Genomic DNA, 19,631 nt, shown 5'->3' with positions numbered 1-19,631 from the left:
CCCTATTCACTCACCACAAAGCGCGTCGCCGCAAAGCAGTTCAGAAGACGGTGCATGAGAAAGACCAAAGTCAGCGTCACCACCAGCGAGACCGTCACCGAGGTGATGCGGTACAGGTCGCTGAATACCAGATCCTGATAGGGATGCAGATTCTGGCCGAACATAATGCCGATGGTGGTGATGCTGGCGAAGCCCACCCCGGCGCCCACTTTCTCCATCACGTGCAGGCGGGCGCTGAAGGCCAGCCCGAGACCAATCAGCGGCATCATCAGGATCATGTGGTTGCTGAAATCATAGATGATCAGTTGCACCACCAGAATATAGAGACAGGCCAGCACCACCCCGACGACGCGCCAGATCGAGCTGATCACCGCCCCGCGATAGTGCATCGGAAACAGGATCAGGATCCCGGCCATCAGCGCCGACAGCGAGTCACTGAGATCGCAGATCTGGAACACCACAAAGATGATCGTCGCGACCGTACCGGAGAGCAGCGACTCGTGGCGAATGCGGGCGGCGTCTTTTTCAATGCGCGGCGGCGGCTTGCGCGGTTCGACGTCCGGGATCAGGTAATGCAGCAGCGCGCTCAGCGCCACCGCCAGCACGCAGGCTTCCATATTGGAGAACATCAGGGTGTGCCAGTTGCTGGTGGGATAGCTCATAAAGTTGAGCATCGTGCTCTGACACACCACCCCCATCGACCCCAGCAGAAACAGCGGCCCCTGGCTCATAAAGCGGAAACGCATCACGTACAGGGCGAACACCACCAGGGTCATGATCACCGGCCACTGTGACAAATAGCCGACAATCAATACCATTTCGACGCAGTTCACCGCCGCGCTGAACACAAACTGGCGGGCGACATGGCGGTTGAACACCGGCACCAGCGACATCAGCATCAGCGGATACACCACAAAAAATACGCCGTACTGCACGTCGTAGAAGGTGGAGATACTGAGCGCAATCGTCCCGGCCACGGCGATACGCACCGTCTGGCGAAAATCATTCGCCGTGTAGACGATATTGCCGTGCGGCGTAAAGACGTGCGCCAGGGTATTAATAGACATAGTGCAACCAGCTCACCAGGTGGATCTGCAGGCCGGCGAAGGTGCGGGCGAAAGGTCCCTCGCTATTGTACAGCTGCACCGTGGCGCGGGCGCCGGTCGGCAGCGGTTTCGCCAGCGGCTGATCCAGCGCGACGTGAATGCGCATGCGCTGTGCGTCGCGCACCCAGCGGGTGGACTGCTCCGGCTGCGACAGCTGGCCGTTCACCGCCTCCTGCCCCGCCAGAATCCCGGCATCGCTGCTGGTGACGTGCGCCGGGAAGACTTGCCCCGGCAGGGCATCAAAGACCACCGCTGCATCGGTATTCACCGCCGTGTGGCGCAGGCTCTTTTCACGGAAGTCGGCGACGATGTCAGTGTTGTTGTTGACCAGCGCCAGCACAGCCGTCGCCGCGGTGGCGTAGATCCCCGGGTTAAGCTGCAGGTTGCTGACCATACCATCAGTTTCGGCACGCACCTGGGTCCAGGCCAGGTTCAGCTGCGCCTCCTCCAGCGCATTACGGTATTTCTGCAGAGTGACGTTGCGCTTATCGTCGCGCTCGCCGCGCTGGATCAGCAGGTTCTGGATCTGCGCGTTCAGCGCCGAGACCGACTGCTCGCTGGTCTGCCAGGTGGTCCGCACCTTATCGAGGTCGGACTGCGAGACGTTCTGCATCGTACTCAGGCGCTGGTAGCGATCGAGCGTGACCTTATCGTTACGGGCGGTGTACTGTGCGGTGCGCAGGTTGGCGCGGGCGGCGGCGATTTGTGCATCCAGTTGCTGGTTGCTCAGTTTCGCCTGCTCGAGGGCGATCTGCGCCGCTTCAACTTTATTAATGAATGGCGTTGGGTCGAGCTCATACAGCAGGTCGCCCTTTTTCACCTGGCTGTTGTTGTGCACGTAAACGTGCGAGACATAGCCGGAGACCCGCGACGAAACCGGGGTCACCACGCGCATGACGGTGGAGTCCGGCGTCAGCGGGATCCAGATATCGGCAACGATAAACCAGGCGAATATTCCCAGAAAAGCGGCAATACTCACCCGTACCCAGCGGGCAAATTTTTGTTCAGGCGTCATCATAGTGTGTTAGATCTTGTTATCTTCTTCGCGGATATTCCGCAAACGGCAGGCGATTTGATTTAATGTGGCGCTGAAGGTGGCGAGGTCGGCCTCCGGGATGGTCTGAGTCACGCGTTCCTGATAGGTCTCGATCACGCAGCTCAGTTTTTCCAGAATCGCCCGCCCCTCGGCGGTCAGCGTCAGCAGGCGAATGCGTTTGTCATATGGCGATGTAGAACGCACCAGATAGCCCTGCTTTTCCAGTAACGAGAGGGTGCGCATCAGCGGCGGCAGTTCAATCCCCTGCACCTCCGCCAGTTCGCTGACCGAGACGTTGTCTCCCAGCTGATGCAGTTGCATCAACACCGTCCAGCTGGACTGGGTGAGTCCGGTATCGGTGATAGCGGAGTCAATAATAGCGCGCCACTGGCGCACCACCATGGCCATTCTCATCCCCAACGGGCGGCGGGCAAACAGGTCGTCTTCGGTCACAGGTTTTCCTCTCATTGTTGAGAAGAAAATAATACTTATCAGGGTAAGTATCAAGAAACGGACGATCGCGCCGCATCAATTGATAAATTTCGTGAATGTATTCCCCGGCGTCGCCAGCGCTTACCGGGGCAAAGAAGGAATGATGCCTGAAAAAAACCGCACTTTTTAATTGATCTGATCCCGACGCAGGCCGATGTCTTTCAGCTGTTCGTCGCTCATTCGCTGCAAAGCTCTGCGCGTTTGCTCCTGAAGCCACCATTTTTTGATAAACCGCACCAGCAGTACGAAACCGATAAATGGCTGTCTTGCCCTGTTCTCGTGAAATTCCATCCTCTACCTCCTCACCTTGCCAGAGGCTTTATCTTCACGGATTTGGGGCCAAGGAATACAGATTCACAAAACGCTTTTCTTTAACATACAGATTAGCTAAAACGTACACCAGAGCCCAATTTTTACGCCAATCTGTACTGGTTATTCCATCTGTATGGCGGAAATTAAGGATACAGCATGACCCGCTACCAATATCTCGCTACGCTGCTGGCCGAACGCATCGAACAGGGCCTGTATCGCCACGGCGAAAAACTGCCGTCGGTGCGCAGCCTGAGCCAGGAACATGGCGTCAGCATCAGCACCGTCCAGCAGGCCTATCAGTTGCTTGAGCAGCAGCAGATGATCGTACCGCAGCCGCGATCGGGCTATTTCGTTGCCCCCCGCAAGGCCCAGCCGCCGGTGCCGCCGATGTCGCGTCCGGTACAGCGCCCGGTGGAGATCACCCAGTGGGATCAGGTGCTGACCATGCTCGACGCCCGCTACGATAAATCGATTATCCCCTTCGGCGGCGGCTCGCCGGATGTCACACAGCCAAGCCTGAAGCCTATCTGGCGCGAACTGAGCCGGGCGATCCAGCATAACCTCAGCGAAGTGCTGAACTATGACGAGCTGGCCGGGCGCCGCGAGCTGAGGGAGCAGATCGCCCGTCTGATGCTTGACGGCGGCTCGGTAGTGACGGCTGACGATCTGGTGCTCACCAGCGGCTGCCATAGCGCGCTGTCTCTGGCCTTGCTGTCGGTATGCCTGCCTGGCGATATCGTGGCGGTGGAATCTCCCTGCTACTACGGCACGATGCAGATGCTGCGCGGACTGGGATTAAAGACCATTGAGATCCCTACCGATCCGGAAACCGGGATCAGCATTGAGGCCCTGGAGCTGGCGCTGGATCAGTGGCCGATCAAAGGGGTGATCCTCGTGCCAAACTGCAATAACCCGCTGGGCTTTATCATGCCGGACGCTCGCAAGCGCGCGGTGCTGAACCTGGCACAGCGCCACGATATCGTGATTTTCGAGGATGATATTTACGGCGAGCTGGCCACCGAGTACCCGCGCCCGCGCACCATTCACTCCTGGGATATCGACGGCCGGGTGATGCTCTGCAGCTCTTTTACCAAAACCATCGCCCCCGGCCTGCGCATCGGTTGGATAGCGCCCGGGCGCTACTACGACAAGCTGCTACAGATGAAGTACGCCGCCAGCGGCACTAACGTCCCCTCCACTCAACTGGCGGCCTGTAATTTTATTCGCGAAGGCCACTACCACCGTCACGTGCGGCGGATGCGGCAGATCTATCAGCGTAATATGGAGATCTACACCTGTTGGCTGCGGGAGTTTTTCCCGTGCGGGATCTGCGTCACCCGGCCAAAAGGTGGTTTTATGCTGTGGGTGGAGCTCCCGGAGCAGGTGGATATGGTCTGCGTCGCCAAACAGCTGTGCCGGCTGAAGATCCAAGTCGCGCCGGGCTCGCTGTTTTCGGCAGCGGGCAAGTATCGCAACTGCGTCAGGATCAACTGCGCCCTGCCGCCGACCGAGAAACATAAAGCGGTGATGGTGAAGCTGGGGGAAGCGGTGAAGGTGGCGATGGAGTGAAGTTTAACCTGTTCTCCCCGGTGGCGCTGCGCTTACCGGGGCTACGGGCTCCGAAAATACGTAGCGCCGCTACCAGCAACTATTTCTTATTAAGATCGCGAATCATCGCTTCTCTTAAAATCGCATTCAGTCGAGTTTGATAGCCTTTTCCTGGACGTTTGAGCCACTCCATGACATCGGCATCAATGCGCACAGAAGCCTGTGTTTTTAGCGGTCGAAAAAATTTGCCGCGAACGGCATCTGACCATTGCGCATCGTCTGTAGCGGGGATATCGCTGTAATCGATATCCTCATCGGCTTTGCTCGCTAGCGCTTTGAGTTCGGCATCACGCTTAGCGGTAAGCGCCGCCGTATTGCCGCGTTTATGTTTAACCATGCTCATAACGATTCCTCTCTTTTCTGTCCGCCTTCCGGGCGCTGATAATACGAATAACCTCAGTTCCACTTTCAAAACGGACCGAATGCGCCACCAGGATAACAAGGATCCCATGCACAAGACCGATGGTCTGCCAGCGATATTCACCATTCTCAAACCGCTCCTGGCGGGAAAGGTGCCGCGGATCGTCAAAGACTAATACCGCTTCTTCAAACCGGACTCCATGTTTTCGTAGATTACTTAATGCCTTGTTTGCATCCCACTCAAACTCCATTGGCATACTATTCATCCTTTTGTATATACAAAAAAGTATATACGATTATCCGGTGATAATAGTGACAGCGTTGGAAAAAACCTCACATTTTGAGTGAGTAATTTGTAAAGGCATCTCCCCGGTGGCGCTGCGCTTACCGGGGCTACGGGTTACCCCGCGTCCGCAAATCAGCTTCACTGGTCAAAAAACACCATTCCCTTATACGGCTGCTCACGGCAGGCGGCCAGCCGCTGGTCGAGACTGCCGACGTGCAGCTCCAGCTTGTGGCCGTCGAGGTCGAGGAAATAGTGCGAGGCGCCTTCGCTGCGGTTTAGCTTCCAGACCGCCACGCCGGCAACCTCCAGGCGGGCGGCGAAGCTGGCGAAATCCGCCTCGCTAATGCTAAACGCATAATGGGTGTAGTCGCTCTCTTCCGACGGGGTGATGCGCCGCTGCGGATCCAGCGACAGGCACAGCCACAGATCGCCGCAGGAGAGATAGGCGCCACTGTCCCAGCGGGCGTGCAGCGTCATGCCCAGCAGTTGCTGATAAAACGCCACGCTCGGCGCCAACTGGCTGACTGCCAGGGTCAGGTGATTCAGTCCACTCAGCATGTCTGTTCCTCCAGTGAATTCACAATGAACTGACGCAGCCATTGATGCGCCGGGTCGCGGTGCCAGCGCTCGTGCCACAGCATCAGCATCTCAAAGCCGGCGACCGCCAGTGGCGGCTCGACGACTTCCAGCCCGCTCTGCCCGCGCACCAGCCGCTCCGGCAGCACCGCCACCAGATCGCTATTGCGCAGGGTCTCCAGCATAAACAGGAAATGTGGCACGGAAAGGACAACCCGCCGCGCCAGGCCAAGATTCGCCAGCGCGGTATCGGTCGCCGCGCTGAAGCCGCCCCCGTCCGGGGAGACGATCACGTGCTCCAGCTGACAGAACGTTTCCAGGCTAAGCCCAGGCCGCAGCGCCGGATGCTCCGCCCGGCCTGCCAGCACATAGCGTTCGCGAAACAGCAGGCGCTGATGTAGCCCCGGCGGCGCGCCCTCGCGGGTATGAAAGAAGAGATCTACTGTATCGCTGGCCGCCTGCTGCTCCAGCCGCGCCGGCTGTAGCTCGAACACCGCCAGCCGACTGCCGGGAGAGGCCAGCCGTAGCCTGCCCAGCATCGGCAGGAGGATCGCCGAGGCCATATAGTCCGTCGCTGCCACCCGCCAGGTCTCCGCCGCCGTCGCCGGATCAAAAGGCGCCACCGGCGCCACCGCCTGCTCCAGTGCGGCTAGCGCTGCGCGCAGCGGCTGGCGAAGTTCATCGGCGCGGGCGGTGGGCTGCATGCCGCGCGGACCCGGCATCAGCAGCGGGTCGGCGAAAATCTCCCGCAGCCTGGCGAGCTGAATGCTCACCGAGGGCTGCGACAGATTCAGCCGCTGCGCCGCCCGGGTGACATTATTTTCACTGAGCAGCACATCAAGCGTGCGCAGCAGATTAAGATCCAGACGATGTAAATTAATCACGGCTATACCTGGAATTTAAGTAATTAATTTCTACTATAACGTCAGCTTTCCTACTCTGCAGCTCTCCATACGCCAGAGGTGATGTTATGAAAGTACTGCTGATTTACGCCCATCCGGAACCGCGCTCGCTTAATGGCGCGCTGAAAAATTTTGCCGTCCGCCATCTGCAGCAGGCCGGGCATGAAGTGCAAGTCTCCGATCTCTACGCCATGCGCTGGAAGGCCGGGTATGACGCCGATGACAGCGGCGCCCCGCCGGTCGGCGAGTTCTGGCGGCCGACCCTCGATTCCAAACAGGCCTTTGCCCAGGGCACCCAAAGTGCGGATATCGCAGCCGAGCAGGAAAAGCTGCTGTGGGCTGATACGGTGATTTTCCAGTTCCCGCTGTGGTGGTTCTCAATGCCCGCCATCATGAAGGGCTGGATCGACCGGGTGTACGCCTGGGGCTTTGCCTATGGCGTCGGCGAGCACAGCGACCGCCACTGGGGCGATCGCTATGGGGAAGGCACCTTCGTCGGCAAACGGGCGATGCTGATCGTCACCGCCGGCGGCTGGGCGGAACACTATTCACCGCGCGGGATCAATGGCCCCATCGACGACATCCTGTTCCCCATTCAGCACGGTATGCTGTTCTATCCCGGCTTTGAGGTGCTTCCGCCGCTGGTGTTCTACCGCACGGATAAAACCGATGCCGGGCAATTCGCCGACCAGTGCGCCACGCTGGCCGAGCGGCTGGACACGCTGTGGCAAACCGAGCCCATTCCATTCCGCCGGCAGAATCATGGCGATTATCTGATCCCGTCGCTGACGCTGCGCCCGGAGCTGGCGCCGGGGCAAAGCGGCCTGGCGGTGCATCTGGCAACGAAATAAACCTCAACGCGATAGCCCATCCGGGTTATCGCGTTCATTAATATGACAATTTGTGAGCCTCCACGCATTAACGGTATCCCGTCGCACGAAGCCACCTCTCATATTGATAGCGATCAAGAATAATCATACCGTCTGGTCGGTATGATTCCGGCCATGAATATGGAAGCCCAGCATCGTAAAAAAGATCCCGTCCGTCTCCACCGTCAGTTGCTTGAATCGGCAGCGATGATTGCCGGCCGGGATGGTATCGCCGCCCTGTCGCTGAACGCCGTCGCCCGCGAGGCTGGCGTGAGCAAAGGTGGCCTCCTGCATCACTTTCCCAATAAGCAGGCGCTGATTTTCGCCCTGTTCGCCCGGCTGCTGGCGATCATGGAAAAGGCGATTAGCGAACTGATGGCCGCCGATAACATCGCTTACGGGCGCTTTACCCGCGCCTATTTGCGCTATCTGTCCAACCCGGAGCTGACGGACACTCACGAAAGCCGCCAGTTGATGGTGCTGTCGCTGGCGATGCCGGACGAGCCGGTGCTGCGAAAATGCTGGCGCGACTGGATGCTGGGTCACCTGGCGCAGGGCGATGCGCTGGATAACGGCCCGACCGGCACGCTGGTACGCTACGCGGCCGACGGCATCTGGTTATCGGAACTGACCGAAGGGCGCACCATGAGCAGTGAACACCGCCAGTCGCTGGTGAACGATCTGACCAAAATGACGCTTCCCGCGTGAAGCGAATAGAGTGAGGCCGCGATGCGCTACAACATCAATGCCCGTCTCATTTATGATGCAACGGACGGCACGCTTACCCTGCCCGGCAGCGATGAACCGGATAGCCAGCTATCCATCACCGCCAGCGCGCTACTCTATTTTTTTCTCCGCCATACTGGCGTCGTCAGTCGCGATGAAGTGTTGAAAAAAGTCTGGGATGATAATGGTTTAACCTCTTCCAACAGCAACCTCAATCAATACCTGAGCATGCTGCGTAAAACCTTCCGCCACTACGATATCGATAACATTATCGTCACTGTATCGCGCGGCATGCTGCAGCTGAATCAGGATCTGAGCATTGAACTGCTCGATGCCGGGCCGGCGCTTACCGAGGGTGCTAATCCACCCCAGAGAGCTGTTGAAACCGTCCCTCCGGCGGCGACAACGCCGCCCACCGATTCGCCACATGCGCGCGGAATGTGCTGGTATCTGGCCGGCGGCTGTCTGCTGATCATCGCCCTGCTGCTGGTGGCATTCACTTTTGCCGGTACCCACGTCGCCCGACCGATCAATCTGACGCTGATGAACCACAGCCAGTGCGAACTGCTGGCCAGCGATGAAATGCTGCGTTCGGTTTCCGCCACGGCCTACGCTAAGAATTTCGATGAGGTGCGTCAGCGGCTGAAGCTCGGCTGCAAGCCGGGGGAGCGTTTCGTTTTCTTCTACGGCGACCGGCTGGAGACTAACGGCCTGGGCCGGGTATTTCTCGCCCACTGCGCGATGCACGAGGATAACCCGTTTAGCTATTGCGATAACTACTTTTACTACTCCTGGAAGCCGCAATGAAACTCGCGCCCCGCACCTTTTTCGCCCTTTCCGCTCTGACGTTTGTCGCCGCCGCCGGTTTTAGCGTCTGGCGCCTGCTGCCAGATGCCAACGATGGCGTGATGAGCTGCTCCACCAAAGCGATCATGCGTTTTGAAAACATGGAAAAAGAGAATGTGAACGGCAATATCCATTTTAACTTTGCCGCTAACGGCAACGGTTCGATGGTGGTGGAAGGCTATACCGATTCTGCCGCCGGCTGGCTCTACCTGCAGCGCTACGTCAAATTCAGCTACACCAGCCAACGCATCTCGGCAACCGAACGCCACTACCGCATCAAAAAGTGGGAATCCAGCGCCTCATCCATCGACGAATCGCCGAATGTCATCTTCGACTACTTCATGCGCGAAATGTCCGACAGCCATGACGGCCTGTTCCTCAACGCACAAAAGCTTAACGACAAAGCTATCCTGCTGAGCTCTATCAACTCGCCGCTCTACATCTGCACGCTGAAGTCCGGCAGCACGCTTAACTAACCCGTCCCCCCTGAACCGCCGCGAGGAAAATGCGCCCTCGCTCACGCTCCATTATTGCCCCCTCTTTCCACGATGCTAAAAGCGCACGTTTTGCATTTAGCTTCGACGCCAAAACATGAGCATACCCACAATTATCACGCGGCTATATTACTAACCGCTGGCAAGTAATTAACATCTTATTAACATTCATCTCCCGCCGATAAATAGCCTAAAAAAGCGCCATATCATCATAAAAATCAATACGCATAAAACAGAACGAAAAGATAAATAGAAGCCTGGATAAGGCTAAATCACAGAGTAAAAACCTAAAATATTCATCTACACGGATTTAAATTTCACTTCCTTCCCCATTCCCTATAGTGAACCCCGAACGCCGCTTCCGCGTGTTGATGCCGTTACGCGGACGGTTTTCCCGAATAACAAAACCTGTTCTGGAGGAGATCACGATGGGTGATGCATTGGGGCTTATCGAAACCAAAGGTCTGGTGGCCTGTATTGAAGCAGCGGACGCGATGTGTAAAGCCGCCAACGTCGAACTGATCGGCTATGAAAACGTCGGCTCCGGCCTGGTCACCGTGATGGTGAAAGGCGACGTCGGCGCGGTAAAAGCGGCGGTGGATTCCGGTGTGGAATCCGCGCAGCGCATCGGCGAAGTGGTGACCTCGCTGGTCATCGCGCGTCCACATAACGACATCAACAAAATCGTCATTAAACACAAGGCCTGAAGGCCAGGAGAACGCAAATGGGTGATGCATTAGGTCTGATTGAAACCAAAGGTCTGGTGGCCTGCATTGAAGCGGCGGATGCGATGTGTAAAGCCGCCAACGTCGAGCTTATCGGCTATGAAAACGTCGGCTCCGGCCTCGTCACCGCGATGGTGAAAGGCGACGTCGGCGCGGTAAAAGCGGCAGTCGATTCCGGCGTGGAATCCGCACAACGCATCGGCGAAGTGGTGACCTCGCTGGTTATCGCCCGTCCGCATAACGACATCAACAAAATCGTCTCGCATTACAAGATTGCGGACTAACGGAGAAACCTGATGAAAGAAGCGCTTGGTCTTATCGAAACCAAAGGTCTGGTGGCCTGTATTGAAGCCGCGGATGCGATGTGTAAAGCCGCCAACGTCGAATTGATTGGCTATGAAAACGTCGGCTCCGGCCTGGTCACCGCGATGGTGAAAGGCGACGTCGGCGCGGTCAACGCAGCGGTCGACTCCGGCGTGGAAGCGGCGAAACGCATCGGCGAAGTCGTCAGCTCTCGCGTCATTGCGCGTCCACATAACGACATCGAAAAAATCGCGGCGCAGCACAAAGCATGACCTGACAGGGCGCGCCCCGTCTCCACTCTTTTCGTCTGATGAAGGATAGACTCATGATTGAACTGGATAACGATTTGCAGTCCCGGCAGAACGCGCGGGAACTGGTGCGCAACGCCAAAAAGGCGCAGGCGATGCTGGCCACCTTTTCGCAACAGCAAATCGACGCCATCGTGAAAAACGTGGCCCAGGAAGCAGCGCACCACGCCGAAGCGCTGGCGAAAATGGCCGCGGAAGAGACTGGTTTTGGCAACTGGCAGGACAAAGTGCTGAAAAACCGCTTCGCCTCGCTGCGCGTCTACGACGCCATCAAAGATATGAAGACCGTTGGCATCATTCATGACGACCCGGTAAAAAAAGTGATGGACGTGGGCGTGCCGCTGGGCGTGATTTGCGCGCTGGTCCCCTCAACGAACCCAACCTCCACGGTTATCTACAAAGCGCTGATCGCCCTCAAGGCCGGCAACGCCATTATCTTCTCCCCGCATCCGGGCGCGCGTCAGTGCAGCTGGAAGGCGATTGAAATCGTCAAACGCGCGGCGGAAGCGGCCGGTGCGCCGGAGGGCTGCGTCGACGGCATCACCCAGCTGACGCTCGAAGCCACCTCTGAGCTGATTCACAGCAAAGACGTGTCGCTGATCCTCGCCACCGGCGGCGAAGGCATGGTGCGTGCGGCCTATGCGTCCGGCACCCCAACCATCAGCGGCGGCCCGGGCAACGGCCCGGCGTTTATCGAACGCAGCGCCGATATCCACCACGCGGTGAAAGATATCATCACCAGCAAAACCTTCGATAATGGGGTGATCTGCGCCTCCGAGCAGTCGATCATCGTCGAAGGCTGCATTTACGACGAGGTTCACCGCGAGCTGGAAGCGCAGGGTGCCTACTTTATGAATGAAGATGAAGCGGCGAAAATGGCGGCGCTGCTGCTGCGCCCGAACGGCACCATCAACCCGAAAGTGGTCGGCAAAACCGCGCTGTACCTCAGCCAGATGGCGGGCTTCTGTGTCCCGGCCAGCACTAAAGTACTGATCGCCGAACAGACCACCGTATCGCCGAAAAACCCCTACTCGCGCGAAAAACTGTGCCCGGTGCTCGGCCTGTACGTGGCAGAAGACTGGAAAGCCGCCTGCCACCGCGTGGTGGAGCTGCTGACCAACGAAGGACTCGGCCATACGCTGGTGATCCACACCCGTAATCAGGACGTCATCCGCCAGTTCAGCCTCGAAAAACCGGTCAATCGCATTCTGATTAATACTCCGGCGGCGCTCGGCGGTATCGGCGCGACTACCAACATCTCCCCGGCGCTGACCCTCGGCTGCGGCGCGGTCGGCGGCGGTTCCAGCTCCGACAACGTCGGCCCGATGAACCTGCTCAATATCCGCAAAGTCGGCTACGGCGTGCGGTCGATCGACGAGCTTCGCGCCCCGGGCAGCCGCCCTGAACCACAGCCGACCATCGTCTCTCCGACGAGCGATCCGCAGCGCAGCATTCTTGATGACCTGCGTTTCAACGCCCCGGCCAACGCCGCGCCAGCGCGATCCGCAGGCAGCGATGACCGTTTCGCCAGCGCAGGCGCCGCCAGCATGGAAGGCGAAATCAACGAGCAAAACGTGGAACGCGTTATCCGCCAGGTGCTGGAGCGCCTTGCTAAGTAACGCACTGATATAAGGCGATAAACGATGATTCTCGCAAAGGTAACCGGCCATGTCGTCGCCACGCAGAAATGCGATGAGCTACGCGGCAGCAACCTGCTGTTGGTCACCCGACTGGATGACAATCAGCAGCCGATGAAGGACCAGACCTGGGTCGCCGTCGATAACGTCGGCGCCGGCATGCACGACATCGTGCTGGCGGAAGAGTACTTCGCGCTCAATAAAGAGCGCTACAAAGCGATGTCGGTGGTCGCCATTGTCGAGAACGTGTTTCGGGACGCCTAACAGGAGTGAATAGCCCAATGAGTGAATTTTTACTGAAACCGCGGATTTGCTTCGGTCAGGACGCCCTCTCGGTGCTGAACGAACTCTCCGCCCGCAGCGTGCTGCTGGTAACCGATCAAGCGATGGTGAAGTTTGGCCTCGCCGAGCGCGTCACCGCCCTGCTGCGCCAGCGCGGGATCGCCTGGCAGGTGTGGGACGACGTGGTGGCCGATCCGGATATCGCCACCGTGGTGCGCGGCATGAAGCTGATGGATAACCACTATCCGGATCTGGTTATCGCGCTCGGCGGCGGTTCGGTAATCGATGCCGCCAAAGCGGTTATTTTCTCCCTGGCGCAAACCCGTCCGCAGGCTAACCGGCCGCGTCCATGCTTTGTCGCCATCCCCACCACCAGCGGCACTGGTTCGGAAGTCACCGCCTTTTCGGTGGTGAAAGCCAACGCGGAGAAGCTGGTGTTGGTGGATGCGTCGCTGCTGCCGGATATCGCCATTCTTGACCCGGCGCTGGTGGCTTCGGTACCGCCGGCAATTACCGCCGACACCGGCATGGACGTGCTGTGTCACGCCCTTGAGGCCTACGTCTCCCGCGCCGCCAGCGACTTTTCCGACGCGCTGGCGGAGAAAGTGGTGCAGCAGGTATTTCGCTATCTGCCGACCTGCTGGCGCAGCGGCGACAACCTGCTGGCGCGCGAAAAGATGCACAACGCCTCCTGCATGGCGGGCATGGCCTTCACCAACGCGTCGCTTGGGATAACCCACAGCCTGGCACACGCCCTCGGCGGCGTCTTCCGCGTGCCCCATGGCCGCGCCAACGCCCTGCTGATGGCGCACGTCGTCGCCTGGAACGCCGATGTCGACGGCCAGTGCGACACCCTCGCGGCGCATAAATATGCCCGTCTGGCGCATCTGCTGGATCTGCCTGCCGCCTCGCCACGCCAGGGCGTCGCCAGCCTGCTGGTCGCCATTCAGGCTTTAAAAGAAGAGATGAACATGCCCTCCGGCATTAGCGACACCGGCATTGACGCGCCTGAATTCGACCGCCGCCTGCCGGAGATGGTCGGCCAGGCGCTGCGCGACAGCTGTACTCCGACCAACCCACGCGCGCCAGACGCTAACGCGTTAACCGAACTTTATCGCCAGGCGTGGCATGGACAACAGACATCGCCCGGCGGCGCTCCGCTTGCGCGGGCCTACGGGTAACAGATAACCGGGTGATCGCTGGGTTATTTGCAGGCCGGGTAAGGCGTCAGCCGCCACCCGGCAGAAACGGACACTGTATCCACAACCGGGTTGTCATCAGCCGCGGAAAAAGAACATCTGGAGAATACTTCATGGCACACTACAACTTAACGCCGCGCGTCAAAGTGCTGGCAGACCGTTTACTCGCCCAGAAAAGCACGCTGTGCACCGAACATGCCACCACGCTGAACGCTCTTGATGGCGACATCGCGGGCGTTCCCGCCGCAGTTAAACCGGCGCGCCGCTTCTATGAACTGATGCGCCAGCTGCCGCTGACCATCAGCGCCGACGAACTGATCGTCGGTAACCAGACCCGTAAACCGCACGGGGCGATTTTCCATGATGAAAGCGCCGCGCATCGCCCATCCGTATTCCAGTTCCTCAACCTCAGCAGCGATCTCGATTCACCGGACTACAAACTGGTCGTCGAAAAAGGCGTGCTGGCGATTAAGCACCAGTTGGAAGAGAAAACCCGCGCCCTCGGTAGCGCGGTCAGCCGCAGCGGGATGGATGAAGTCAACGGCTGCCGCGCCGCCATCTACGCCTGTGACGCCCTGTTAGCGTTGGCGCAAAATCTGGCCACTAGCGCCGAACAGCTGGCGGCCGCGGAAACCAATGCTTATCGCAAAGCCGAGCTGCTCGATAGCGCGGCTATTCTGCACCACGTTCCGGCCCATCCGGCGCGTAATTTCAAAGAAGCCTGCCAGGCGTTCTATCTGTTCCAGCTGGTGCTACAGCTGGATAACGGTAGCTATGCGGTTAACCCGCAAGGGGCGGATATCACGCTACTGCCTTACTTCCAACGCGATATCAACAGCGGCGCGCTGAATACCCAGCAGGCCTATGAAATCGTGGAGTGCCTGTGGTTCAAGCTGGCGGAACTGAGCGAAGTCCGCGCCGCCTGCGCCATTGACGGCTATCCGATGCTCGACGCCATGCTGCGCGGCGCCGCTTTTGACCATGCTGAAGTGAACGAACTCTCGGCGATGTTTATCAGCGCCCAGCGCAACCTCAGCGCGCTGAATCTGCCGGTACGTCTGTTTAGCGGCGTACAGCAGGTCAGCCACGCGCCGTTCGCCGCCTGCGCCGACACGCCGGTGATGGAAGGCTTAACCCCGCGTATGCAGCGCCTGCGTAACCACTACCTGACGGTGCGCCCGAGCGTCTCTATTTATCGCGCGCTGGCCTTTACCGAAGTGGTCAAAGCCAACCCTGGCATGCCGACCATTCTGCTACGGGCGAAAGCCTTCCGCCACGCCTGCGAAACCGCGCCGATTCTGATTCAGGACGATGAGCTGATCGTCGGGCATCCGTGTGGCAAGCCGCGCGCGGGTGCCTTCTCGCCGGATATCGCCTGGCGCTGGGTGCGCGACGAGCTCGACACCATGAGCACCCGCCCGCAGGATCCGTTTGAGATCAGCGAAGTGGATAAAAAAACCATTCGCGAAGAGATCGTCCCGTTCTGGGAAGGCCGTTCGCTGGACGAGATTTGCGAAGCGCAATACCGTGAAGCCGGCGTCTGGGCCTTCAGCGGCGAGACCTTCGTCAGCGACCTCTCCTATCACCAGATTAACGGCGGCGGCGATACCTGTCCGGGCTACGACGTGCTGCTGTTCACCAAAGGGATGAACGGCATTAAAGCCGATGCCGAAGCGCATCTGGCCAGCCTGAGCATGGAAAACCCGGAAGATATCGACCGTATCTACTACTACAAAGCGGCGATTGAAACCTGTGAAGGGGTGGTCAACTACGCCCGCCGCATCGCCGCCCACGCCCGCGAACTGGCGGCTAAAGAGCAAAACGCCCAGCGCCGCGCCGAGTTGCTGACCATCGCCGACGTCAACGAAAACGTGCCGGCCAATCCGCCGAAGACCCTGCAGGAAGCGCTGCAGAGTATCTGGACCGTCGAATCACTGTTTGAAATCGAAGAGAACCAGACCGGGCTGTCGCTGGGGCGCGTCGACCAGTACTGCTACCCGATGTTCGAAGCCGATATCCGCGAAGGCCGCCTGACCCACGACAGCGCGCTGGAGCTGCTGCAGGCGTTCATCATCAAATGTGCCGAACTGATGTGGATGTCGAGCGAGCTGGGCGCGAAATATTTCGCGGGTTATCAGCCGTTTATCAACCTCACCGTTGGCGGCCAGAAACGTAGCGGGGGCGATGCCTGTAACGATCTGACCTATCTGATTATGGACGCCGTGCGCTTTGTGAAGGTTTACCAGCCGTCGCTGGCCTGCCGTATTCACAACCAGTCGCCGCAGAAATACATGGAAAAAATCGTCGACGTGGTGAAAGCGGGAATGGGCTTCCCGGCCTGCCACTTCGATGACTCCCACATCAAGATGATGCTGCGCAAAGGCTTCGATTTTGAAGACGCCCGCGATTACTGCCTGATGGGCTGCGTTGAGCCGCAGAAATCCGGGCGCATCTACCAGTGGACCTCCACCGGCTACACCCAGTGGCCTATCGCTATCGAATTCGTGCTCAACCGCGGGCGGATGGTGCTGTTCGATAGCTATCAGGGGCTGGATACCGGCGACCTGCGCGACCTGCGCACCTTCGACGAATTCGATGCGGCGGTGAAACAGCAGATCGCCCATATCGTGCGCCTGTCGGCCATCGGCACCGTCATCAGCCAGCGTGTCCACCGCGATGTGGCGCCGAAGCCGCTGATGTCGTTGCTGGTTGAAGGCTGTATGGAGAGCGGCAAAGATGTCGCCGCCGGCGGCGCAATGGTCAACCACGGTCCGGGGCTGATTTTCTCCGGTCTGGCGACCTACGTCGACTCGATGGCGGCGATCCGCAAGCTGGTGTTCGAAGAGAAGAAATACACCCTTGAGCAGATCCGCGATGCGCTGCTGGCCAACTTTGAAGGTTACGAAGCGCTGCGCCGCGACTGCCTGAACGCGCCGAAATACGGTAACGACGATAACTACGTCGACCAGTACGCGCTGGATATTACCGAATGGACCGAGAAAGAGTGCCGTAAGTACAAAATGCTCTACTCGACCCTCAGCCACGGCACCCTGTCTATCTCCAACAACACGCCAATCGGCGAGCTGACCAACGCCACGCCGAACGGCCGCCTGGCGTGGATGCCGCTCTCCGACGGCATCAGCCCAACCCAGGGCGCGGATAAACAAGGCCCGACGGCGATTATCAAGTCGGTCAGCAAGATGAATGTGGAAACCATGAACATCGGCATGGTGCACAACTTCAAGTTCCTCAAAGGACTGCTGGATACCCCGGAAGGTCGCCACGGCTTGATTACCCTGCTGCGTACCGCCTCGATTCTCGGCAACGGCCAGATGCAGTTCAGCTATGTCGATAACGAAGTGCTGAAGAAGGCGCAGCAGGAGCCGGAGAAATACCGCGACCTGATCGTCCGCGTCGCCGGCTACAGCGCTTACTTCGTCGAGCTGTGCAAAGAGGTCCAGGACGAGATCATCAGCCGTACGGTGATTGAGAAGTTCTAGTTCTCTTAAAGAGAATTAAATGAGCTGTATTTGAGAAATAACCGGAAGTTCTCCGTCCCGTAACGGGACGGAGCGGGAGGCAAGCGTGATCGCAAAACAAGAATTAACGGGCCGAATTTTCAATATCCAGAAATATTCGATCTATGACGGCGATGGCATTCGCACGCTGGTGTTTTTTAAGGGCTGCAACATTCGCTGCCCGTGGTGCGCCAACCCGGAAGGGCTGAACAGCCAGTTCCAGGTGATGTTCTCGCACGACAAATGCATTAACTGCGGCGACTGCGTCAGCGTCTGTCCGGCGGGTATTCATTATCGGGCGGAAGAAAACGGCGAAATGAAGCACTTCGTCGACCGCAATAAAGACTGTATCGGCTGCCGCAAATGCGAAGAGATTTGCACCCAGAACGCGCTGGACATTATGGGCAAGGACGTCACCGTCAGCGAGCTGATGGAGATCATCATGCAGGACTACGACTTCTACATCTCCTCCGGCGGTGGCGTCACCATCGGCGGCGGCGAGATGAGCCTGCAGACCGATTTTGCCGTCGCCTTATTCAGCGAATGCAAAAAGATGATGATTAACACCGCCGTCGAAACCCAGGGCACCACCCCGCTTGCCAACTACCAGAAGCTGGCGCCGGTCACCGACACCTTCTTATTCGACATAAAGCAGATTAACAGCGATCACCACAGGGCGATGCTCGGCATCGGCAACGAAGGGATCCGCCGCAATCTCGAATGGCTGGTGGATTCCGGCGCCAACGTCATTGTGCGTATGCCGCTCATTCGCGGCTACAACGACTCATTCGACGCCATTACCGGCGCCATTGATTACGTACAGAAGCTGGCGAAGCGCGGGAATATCCGCCGCATCGACATGCTGCCGTACCACCAGTTGGGACGCAAAAAGTACGAACGCCTGGATATGCCCTACCCGATTACCCAGGACCCGTCTTATTCACCGGACGAACTGGACCGGCTGGAAACCTTCTTCCGGCAATTTGATTTTGATATTCGCTTAGTCCGCCATTAACAGGAGCCGACCATGAAAAGTTTAGGCGTAATTGAAACGCGAGGATGGGTCGCCGCCATTCAGGCCGTCGACGCCGCCTGTAAAGCTGCGGGAGTGACCTGCATTGGCTATCGCAAACCAGGCTCCGGGCTGGTGAGCGTCTGCTTTGAAGGGGAGATCAGCGCCATCCACACCGCCATTGAACGCGGCGTGGCGGTGGCCGGCGCCGAGCACACCGTGAAGTCGCTGGTGATTGCCCGCCCGGAGCGCTGTGTGGTTGAAGCGTTAAGCAACCTCAAAGGCAACCCGCCGCCTGCGAAAAAAGCGGCCGAACCGGTGGTTATCGCCGCCCCGGAACCCATCGTCCCCCCTGCCGCCCCGAACGAAACGGAAGATAAACATCCGGCGCTGAAGAAAGGGAAGAAGTCATGATCGACACCCTGGTTCGCGAAAAAATCGCCGCCCGCCTGAGCGCAACGGCGCCGGCGATCCCGGTGGGGATCTCCAACCGCCACGTCCATCTCGCGCAACAGGACGTCGAGGCGCTATTCGGCAAAGGCTACAGCCTGACGCCGTTCAAACCGCTGCGCCAGCCGGGGCAGTTCGCCGCCCAGGAGTGCGTGACCGTTGTCGGGCCGAAAGGCTCGCTGACCAACGTCCGCGTCCTCGGGCCGACCCGCCCGGTATCGCAGCTGGAAGTATCGCGCGCCGACTGTTTCACGCTCGGGATTAAGGCGCCGGTTCGTGAGTCCGGCCAGCTGGATAATGCCGGTAGCGCGCTGCTGATTGGGCCCGCAGGCCACGTTGAACTCCATTCGCAGGTGATCTGCGCCTGGCGGCATATTCATATGTCGCCGCAGGACGCGCGCCAGCTCAACGTTAGCAATGGCCAGAAGGTCAGCGTGCGCAGCAACGGCAAGCGTCAGCTGACTTTCGATGAAGTGGTGGTGCGGGTGCGCGATGACTTCGCGCTGGAGTTTCACATCGATACCGAAGAAGCCAATGCCGCCGGGTTGAAAAACGGCGCGCAGGTGACGCTCATCGGCTAACGG

At 58.8% G+C, this 19,631-nt stretch carries 23 protein-coding genes; 15 read left to right on the top strand and 8 right to left on the bottom strand.

Going from position 1 to position 19,631, the window contains the following annotated elements; all coding sequences use genetic code 11:
• Nucleotides 1-2 precede the first annotated feature (2 nt).
• The 4 genes from SPE70_RS02825 to SPE70_RS02810 all read right to left on the bottom strand — a co-directional run bounded on the left by SPE70_RS02825 (nucleotide 3) and on the right by SPE70_RS02810 (nucleotide 2,925).
• The gene (locus tag SPE70_RS02825; protein WP_008807596.1) at nucleotides 3-1,067 is read right to left on the bottom strand and encodes a DUF2955 domain-containing protein; all 1,065 of its coding nucleotides are present in this window, start codon (nucleotides 1,065-1,067) and stop codon (nucleotides 3-5) included.
• Nucleotides 1,057-2,124, bottom strand: coding sequence for an HlyD family secretion protein (locus tag SPE70_RS02820; protein WP_008807597.1), 1,068 nt, complete (start codon nucleotides 2,122-2,124; stop codon nucleotides 1,057-1,059). Before SPE70_RS02820 ends, SPE70_RS02825 begins: the two co-directional genes overlap by 11 nt.
• A gap of 6 nt (nucleotides 2,125-2,130) precedes the next feature.
• Complete coding sequence (locus SPE70_RS02815; RefSeq protein WP_008807598.1) at nucleotides 2,131-2,595, bottom strand: MarR family winged helix-turn-helix transcriptional regulator; 465 nt, start codon at nucleotides 2,593-2,595, stop codon at nucleotides 2,131-2,133.
• 165 nt (nucleotides 2,596-2,760) lie between these two features.
• On the bottom strand, nucleotides 2,761-2,925 hold the full coding sequence (locus SPE70_RS02810) for a DUF1127 domain-containing protein (protein ID WP_008807599.1): 165 nt from the start codon (nucleotides 2,923-2,925) through the stop codon (nucleotides 2,761-2,763).
• A 177-nt stretch (nucleotides 2,926-3,102) separates the two neighbouring features.
• Here SPE70_RS02810 and SPE70_RS02805 point away from each other — a divergent pair, with 177 nt between their 5' ends.
• Complete coding sequence (locus SPE70_RS02805; protein ID WP_060619705.1) at nucleotides 3,103-4,515, top strand: aminotransferase-like domain-containing protein; 1,413 nt, start codon at nucleotides 3,103-3,105, stop codon at nucleotides 4,513-4,515.
• 79 nt (nucleotides 4,516-4,594) lie between these two features.
• Here the strand turns inward: SPE70_RS02805 and SPE70_RS02800 are convergent, their stop codons facing one another.
• The 4 genes from SPE70_RS02800 to SPE70_RS02785 all read right to left on the bottom strand — a co-directional run bounded on the left by SPE70_RS02800 (nucleotide 4,595) and on the right by SPE70_RS02785 (nucleotide 6,660).
• Nucleotides 4,595-4,897, bottom strand: coding sequence for a BrnA antitoxin family protein (locus tag SPE70_RS02800; RefSeq protein WP_022065028.1), 303 nt, complete (start codon nucleotides 4,895-4,897; stop codon nucleotides 4,595-4,597).
• Nucleotides 4,884-5,171, bottom strand: coding sequence for a BrnT family toxin (locus SPE70_RS02795; RefSeq protein WP_012542979.1), 288 nt, complete (start codon nucleotides 5,169-5,171; stop codon nucleotides 4,884-4,886). Before SPE70_RS02795 ends, SPE70_RS02800 begins: the two co-directional genes overlap by 14 nt.
• A 167-nt stretch (nucleotides 5,172-5,338) precedes the next feature.
• Complete coding sequence (fosA, locus tag SPE70_RS02790; RefSeq protein ID WP_064170638.1) at nucleotides 5,339-5,758, bottom strand: FosA5 family fosfomycin resistance glutathione transferase; 420 nt, start codon at nucleotides 5,756-5,758, stop codon at nucleotides 5,339-5,341.
• On the bottom strand, nucleotides 5,752-6,660 hold the full coding sequence (locus tag SPE70_RS02785; protein WP_012542980.1) for a LysR family transcriptional regulator: 909 nt from the start codon (nucleotides 6,658-6,660) through the stop codon (nucleotides 5,752-5,754). The genes fosA and SPE70_RS02785 overlap by 7 nt, the downstream gene beginning before the upstream one ends.
• A gap of 86 nt (nucleotides 6,661-6,746) precedes the next feature.
• Here SPE70_RS02785 and SPE70_RS02780 point away from each other — a divergent pair, with 86 nt between their 5' ends.
• The 14 genes from SPE70_RS02780 to SPE70_RS02715 all read left to right on the top strand — a co-directional run bounded on the left by SPE70_RS02780 (nucleotide 6,747) and on the right by SPE70_RS02715 (nucleotide 19,628).
• Nucleotides 6,747-7,529, top strand: coding sequence for an NAD(P)H-dependent oxidoreductase (locus tag SPE70_RS02780; RefSeq protein ID WP_012542981.1), 783 nt, complete (start codon nucleotides 6,747-6,749; stop codon nucleotides 7,527-7,529).
• 141 nt (nucleotides 7,530-7,670) lie between these two features.
• A complete protein-coding gene (locus tag SPE70_RS02775; protein WP_012542982.1) occupies nucleotides 7,671-8,255 on the top strand; it encodes a TetR/AcrR family transcriptional regulator in 585 nt (194 codons plus the stop codon).
• 21 nt (nucleotides 8,256-8,276) lie between these two features.
• Nucleotides 8,277-9,080 (top strand): winged helix-turn-helix domain-containing protein, encoded by an 804-nt coding sequence (locus SPE70_RS02770; RefSeq protein ID WP_012542983.1) that lies wholly within the window; start codon nucleotides 8,277-8,279, stop codon nucleotides 9,078-9,080.
• A complete protein-coding gene (locus SPE70_RS02765; RefSeq protein ID WP_004182811.1) occupies nucleotides 9,077-9,595 on the top strand; it encodes a FidL-like protein in 519 nt (172 codons plus the stop codon). Before SPE70_RS02770 ends, SPE70_RS02765 begins: the two co-directional genes overlap by 4 nt.
• A 446-nt stretch (nucleotides 9,596-10,041) precedes the next feature.
• Nucleotides 10,042-10,320, top strand: a complete 279-nt coding sequence (locus SPE70_RS02760) for a BMC domain-containing protein (protein WP_012542984.1) — start codon at nucleotides 10,042-10,044, stop codon at nucleotides 10,318-10,320.
• Nucleotides 10,321-10,337: 17 nt separating this feature from the next.
• On the top strand, nucleotides 10,338-10,622 hold the full coding sequence (locus tag SPE70_RS02755; RefSeq protein ID WP_002442227.1) for a BMC domain-containing protein: 285 nt from the start codon (nucleotides 10,338-10,340) through the stop codon (nucleotides 10,620-10,622).
• A gap of 12 nt (nucleotides 10,623-10,634) precedes the next feature.
• Nucleotides 10,635-10,913, top strand: a complete 279-nt coding sequence (locus tag SPE70_RS02750; protein ID WP_004146125.1) for a BMC domain-containing protein — start codon at nucleotides 10,635-10,637, stop codon at nucleotides 10,911-10,913.
• A gap of 53 nt (nucleotides 10,914-10,966) precedes the next feature.
• Nucleotides 10,967-12,568 carry an acetaldehyde dehydrogenase (acetylating) gene (locus SPE70_RS02745; RefSeq protein ID WP_064170639.1) on the top strand — a complete coding sequence of 534 codons (1,602 nt, stop codon included), beginning with the start codon at nucleotides 10,967-10,969 and terminating at the stop codon, nucleotides 12,566-12,568.
• A 24-nt stretch (nucleotides 12,569-12,592) separates the two neighbouring features.
• Nucleotides 12,593-12,850 (top strand): EutN/CcmL family microcompartment protein, encoded by a 258-nt coding sequence (locus tag SPE70_RS02740; protein ID WP_004146127.1) that lies wholly within the window; start codon nucleotides 12,593-12,595, stop codon nucleotides 12,848-12,850.
• A gap of 17 nt (nucleotides 12,851-12,867) precedes the next feature.
• Entirely contained in the window at nucleotides 12,868-14,049 is a 1,182-nt protein-coding gene (locus tag SPE70_RS02735) for a 1-propanol dehydrogenase PduQ (RefSeq protein ID WP_012969031.1), read from the top strand.
• Nucleotides 14,050-14,180: 131 nt separating this feature from the next.
• Complete coding sequence (gene cutC, locus SPE70_RS02730; protein ID WP_064170640.1) at nucleotides 14,181-17,567, top strand: choline trimethylamine-lyase; 3,387 nt, start codon at nucleotides 14,181-14,183, stop codon at nucleotides 17,565-17,567.
• An 85-nt stretch (nucleotides 17,568-17,652) separates the two neighbouring features.
• Nucleotides 17,653-18,600 carry a choline TMA-lyase-activating enzyme gene (gene cutD / locus SPE70_RS02725; RefSeq protein ID WP_022065980.1) on the top strand — a complete coding sequence of 316 codons (948 nt, stop codon included), beginning with the start codon at nucleotides 17,653-17,655 and terminating at the stop codon, nucleotides 18,598-18,600.
• Between the two features lie 12 nt (nucleotides 18,601-18,612).
• Complete coding sequence (locus tag SPE70_RS02720) at nucleotides 18,613-19,011, top strand: BMC domain-containing protein (protein ID WP_012542988.1); 399 nt, start codon at nucleotides 18,613-18,615, stop codon at nucleotides 19,009-19,011.
• Nucleotides 19,008-19,628, top strand: a complete 621-nt coding sequence (locus tag SPE70_RS02715) for a phosphate propanoyltransferase (RefSeq protein WP_023296997.1) — start codon at nucleotides 19,008-19,010, stop codon at nucleotides 19,626-19,628. Before SPE70_RS02720 ends, SPE70_RS02715 begins: the two co-directional genes overlap by 4 nt.
• The last annotated feature ends 3 nt before the right edge of the window (nucleotides 19,629-19,631 follow it).

The sequence above is a fragment of the Klebsiella sp. ZJOU C1 genome (assembly GCF_035620215.1).
Taxonomy (GTDB): domain Bacteria; phylum Pseudomonadota; class Gammaproteobacteria; order Enterobacterales; family Enterobacteriaceae; genus Klebsiella; species Klebsiella variicola.
The sequence above is the reverse complement of the archived record's forward strand: the minus strand, read 5'-3'. Positions and strand labels throughout refer to the sequence as shown.

What these genes read in the sequence shown, in the direction of transcription:
- SPE70_RS02810 (WP_008807599.1), bottom strand. Translation starts at nt 2,925, where the DNA reads ATGGAATTTCACGAGAACAGGGCAAGACAGCCATTTATCGGTTTCGTA.
- SPE70_RS02775 (WP_012542982.1), top strand. Translation starts at nt 7,671, where the DNA reads ATGATTCCGGCCATGAATATGGAAGCCCAGCATCGTAAAAAAGATCCC.
- SPE70_RS02825 (WP_008807596.1), bottom strand. Translation starts at nt 1,067, where the DNA reads ATGTCTATTAATACCCTGGCGCACGTCTTTACGCCGCACGGCAATATC.
- SPE70_RS02820 (WP_008807597.1), bottom strand. Translation starts at nt 2,124, where the DNA reads ATGATGACGCCTGAACAAAAATTTGCCCGCTGGGTACGGGTGAGTATT.
- SPE70_RS02715 (WP_023296997.1), top strand. Translation starts at nt 19,008, where the DNA reads ATGATCGACACCCTGGTTCGCGAAAAAATCGCCGCCCGCCTGAGCGCA.
- SPE70_RS02800 (WP_022065028.1), bottom strand. Translation starts at nt 4,897, where the DNA reads ATGAGCATGGTTAAACATAAACGCGGCAATACGGCGGCGCTTACCGCT.
- SPE70_RS02805 (WP_060619705.1), top strand. Translation starts at nt 3,103, where the DNA reads ATGACCCGCTACCAATATCTCGCTACGCTGCTGGCCGAACGCATCGAA.
- SPE70_RS02720 (WP_012542988.1), top strand. Translation starts at nt 18,613, where the DNA reads ATGAAAAGTTTAGGCGTAATTGAAACGCGAGGATGGGTCGCCGCCATT.
- SPE70_RS02745 (WP_064170639.1), top strand. Translation starts at nt 10,967, where the DNA reads ATGATTGAACTGGATAACGATTTGCAGTCCCGGCAGAACGCGCGGGAA.
- SPE70_RS02795 (WP_012542979.1), bottom strand. Translation starts at nt 5,171, where the DNA reads ATGCCAATGGAGTTTGAGTGGGATGCAAACAAGGCATTAAGTAATCTA.
- fosA (WP_064170638.1), bottom strand. Translation starts at nt 5,758, where the DNA reads ATGCTGAGTGGACTGAATCACCTGACCCTGGCAGTCAGCCAGTTGGCG.
- SPE70_RS02765 (WP_004182811.1), top strand. Translation starts at nt 9,077, where the DNA reads ATGAAACTCGCGCCCCGCACCTTTTTCGCCCTTTCCGCTCTGACGTTT.
- SPE70_RS02760 (WP_012542984.1), top strand. Translation starts at nt 10,042, where the DNA reads ATGGGTGATGCATTGGGGCTTATCGAAACCAAAGGTCTGGTGGCCTGT.
- SPE70_RS02770 (WP_012542983.1), top strand. Translation starts at nt 8,277, where the DNA reads ATGCGCTACAACATCAATGCCCGTCTCATTTATGATGCAACGGACGGC.
- SPE70_RS02755 (WP_002442227.1), top strand. Translation starts at nt 10,338, where the DNA reads ATGGGTGATGCATTAGGTCTGATTGAAACCAAAGGTCTGGTGGCCTGC.
- cutC (WP_064170640.1), top strand. Translation starts at nt 14,181, where the DNA reads ATGGCACACTACAACTTAACGCCGCGCGTCAAAGTGCTGGCAGACCGT.
- SPE70_RS02750 (WP_004146125.1), top strand. Translation starts at nt 10,635, where the DNA reads ATGAAAGAAGCGCTTGGTCTTATCGAAACCAAAGGTCTGGTGGCCTGT.
- SPE70_RS02780 (WP_012542981.1), top strand. Translation starts at nt 6,747, where the DNA reads ATGAAAGTACTGCTGATTTACGCCCATCCGGAACCGCGCTCGCTTAAT.
- SPE70_RS02735 (WP_012969031.1), top strand. Translation starts at nt 12,868, where the DNA reads ATGAGTGAATTTTTACTGAAACCGCGGATTTGCTTCGGTCAGGACGCC.
- SPE70_RS02740 (WP_004146127.1), top strand. Translation starts at nt 12,593, where the DNA reads ATGATTCTCGCAAAGGTAACCGGCCATGTCGTCGCCACGCAGAAATGC.